Genomic DNA, 2687 nt, shown 5'->3' with positions numbered 1-2687 from the left:
CCGCCCACCCCCTCCCGCGCGGGCCGCACACCCCGGCCGGGGCACGGCACGGCATGAGCGCCCGTCCACTGGGGCGTGGGGCTGTAGTTGGCCTGGGGGGCGGGCACAACCCCAGTGGACGATTCATCCCAACAGGGCGTTCAGCTATCGGCTATGGGCTATCAGCTATCGACTATCGACCACCGACCCAGATGCCAAATCGCCCCCCTTCGGGCATAATCGAAGGGTTGCTATGGTCGTGCCGCCTACGCCCGAAAACCTCGAGAAAGCCGCTCAGATCCTGCGATCGGGTGGCCTGGTGGCCTTTCCCACCGAGACTGTGTACGGACTGGGCGCCAACGCCCTCGACGCGGAGGCGGTCGCCCGCATCTTCGAGGCCAAGCAGCGGCCGAGTTTTGACCCCCTCATCGTGCACGTGGCGAGCCGGGAGATGCTGGGGCGGGTCGCCTGTGAGGTGTCGCCCCAGGCGGAGGCGCTCATCGGGCGTTTCTGGCCGGGGCCGCTGACGCTGGTGCTGCCCAAGGCCGCGGCGGTGCCGGGCATCGTGACCTCGGGGCTGCCCACGGTGGCGGTGCGGATGCCGGGGCACCCGGTGGCGCTCGAGCTGCTGCGGCGGGCCGGGGTGCCGGTGGCCGCCCCCAGCGCCAACCCCTTCGGCTACCTGAGCCCCACCCGTGCCGAGCACGTCGCGCGCATGCTCGAAGACCGCGTGGACCTCATCCTCGACGGGGGGCTCACCACCCACGGCGTCGAGTCCACCATCGTGATGCTGGGCGAGAAGCCCACCGTGCTGCGTTACGGGGCCATCCCGGTCGAGGAGCTCGAGCCCGTCGTGGGGCCGCTCGAGCTCAGCGTGGGGGAGAGCCTCAAGCCGCTGGTGCCGGGGCAACTCCCCCAGCACTACGCCCCCCGCACCCCCATCCACATCGCCCGGCCCGAGGAGGTGCCCACGCGGGGCCGCAAGAAGCTGGGCTACCTGGCCTTCCAGGACGTGCCCCGGGGCTTCGGGGTGGTCAAGGTGCTCTCGCCCACCGGCGACCTGCGCGAAGCGGCGGCCCACCTCTTCGAGGCGCTGCACCAGCTCGACATGCTGGGCCTCGAGGCCATCTACGCCGAGCCCGTGCTCGAGGAAGGCTTGGGCCGCGCCATCATGGACCGCCTGCGCCGGGCGGCGACGAGGTGAGCCCTAAAGGCTCGTGATTTGTCGAGGGTCTAGAGCCAAGGCGTCTGGCGTCTTGCGTATTGCGTCTCGCGTACGGCGTAGGACGTAGGACGTACGACGTACGACCCGCTATCGGCTATCGGCGTTCGGCCATCGCCATCCGACGCCCCACGCCCATTCCCCTAACCCTGCCGCCGCTCGAGCTGCACCAGCCGCATCATCGCGAGCAGGGTGAACTCCTCCCACTCCTCGGGCACGGCCTCGAGGGGCTCGAGCAGGAAGCGCCGCTCGAAGAAGGAGCGCTGCTTGCGGACGCGGTAGCGGGGGGTGCCGTAGGAGTCCTTGAGCAGGTAGCTGGGGTTGATGAAGTACGAGAACACCATGCCCAGCAGCCCGGTGAACAGCCCCACCACCGGGATCTCGTCGAGCAGCCCGAACAGCCCGTCCACCAGCGCGACCCAGGGGTTTTCCTCGACGGCGTGGTAGATGACGTTGCCCTGCGCGTCCTTGACCCAGTAGCGGGCCCGCCACAACGAACGCAGGCCGTCGTTCTCGAACACGCCGACGAGGGTGCCGTCGGTGCGGCGGATGAGGTGCTTGGCCCCGAAGCCGATCACCCGGTCGGCCTGGAGGGTGTACAGCGGCTGCCGCTTGGCCTTGTCGGCGAAGACCGTGGTGGCCTCGCGCAGGGTCCAGATCTTCTGCTTGAACGTCAGGAGGTTGCGGCCCCCGGCGTCCTCGAGGTGCAGCTCGGGCGAGAGGGTGAGAATGGGCATCTTGACCTGCAGGGGATAGCTAAGGCTCATACGGCTTCCAGCTTAACGGCCGTTTGCGCGGAGCGGGGTTTTCCCCCGCAGGGCGGATAAAGGTCGAAAATCACCGGCTTTGGGTCACGAAGCCCCTATCCTGGGGTGGACTCACGCCTATGGAAACCACCGGCCAAGCCTGCGTCCCCTACGTCTTTCGTCTGTTGGCCCGCGCGCACCCCGCCGAGCAGAAGCTCTCGGGGGGCGCACTGGAGCAAAGCCTGGCGATTCTGCAGGGTTCGGAGTTCAGCGGGATCCTCACCCTGGAGACCCGCACCGGGCTGCTGGCCCGGATCCTCTTCGAACGCGGGCGGCTGGTCCACGCCCTGCGCGGCGACCTCGAGGGCGCCCCCGCGCTCGAGCAGCTCCGTGCCGAGCCGGGCTTCAACGCCATCGCCCTGCACCCGCTGGAGGGGCCGGCGCTGGCGCTGGCGCTGGCGGCGGTGTCCGGGGAGGTGCGCTCGCTGGGGAACAGCGCCCTCGTCAACGTCGCCGCCCTGCTCGAGCGGCTGGGCCAGGAGGGCTTCAGCGGGGTGGTGGCGCTCGAGCTCGGCCTCAGCCTCAGGGTCTGGGTGTTGCGCGAGGGCGCGGTGCTCGAGGGCGGCGAGGTGCCCGAGGGGGAGCAGCGGGGCCGCCTCACCGAGCTGGCGTGGCGGGGCGAGCCCGCACCGGAGATCGGCTTTGCCGAGCCCGCCGCCCCCGCCGGGCCTGCCCCGGCC

The 2687-nt window shown here is 70.3% G+C and carries 3 protein-coding genes; 2 read left to right on the top strand and 1 reads right to left on the bottom strand.

The annotated features are described in order from the left end of the window. Positions 1 to 232: 232 nt before the first annotated feature. Positions 233 to 1183, top strand: a complete 951-nt coding sequence (locus Mterra_RS20335) for an L-threonylcarbamoyladenylate synthase (RefSeq protein WP_119316756.1) — start codon at positions 233 to 235, stop codon at positions 1181 to 1183. Between the two features lie 161 nt (positions 1184 to 1344). Here Mterra_RS20335 and Mterra_RS20330 read toward each other — a convergent pair whose 3' ends face one another. Then, positions 1345 to 1968 (bottom strand): LURP-one-related/scramblase family protein, encoded by a 624-nt coding sequence (locus Mterra_RS20330; RefSeq protein WP_119316755.1) that lies wholly within the window; start codon positions 1966 to 1968, stop codon positions 1345 to 1347. Between the two features lie 119 nt (positions 1969 to 2087). Here Mterra_RS20330 and Mterra_RS20325 point away from each other — a divergent pair. Further along, on the top strand, positions 2088 to 2687 hold a 600-nt coding region (locus Mterra_RS20325), incomplete at its 3' end, for a hypothetical protein (protein WP_147372978.1).

Source organism: Calidithermus terrae, from assembly GCF_003574345.1.
In the GTDB taxonomy this organism is placed as follows: Bacteria; Deinococcota; Deinococci; order Deinococcales; family Thermaceae; genus Calidithermus; species Calidithermus chliarophilus.
The sequence above is the reverse complement of the archived record's forward strand: the minus strand, read 5'-3'. Positions and strand labels throughout refer to the sequence as shown.

What these genes read in the sequence shown, in the direction of transcription:
- Mterra_RS20330 (WP_119316755.1), bottom strand. Translation starts at nt 1,968, where the DNA reads ATGAGCCTTAGCTATCCCCTGCAGGTCAAGATGCCCATTCTCACCCTC.
- Mterra_RS20335 (WP_119316756.1), top strand. Translation starts at nt 233, where the DNA reads ATGGTCGTGCCGCCTACGCCCGAAAACCTCGAGAAAGCCGCTCAGATC.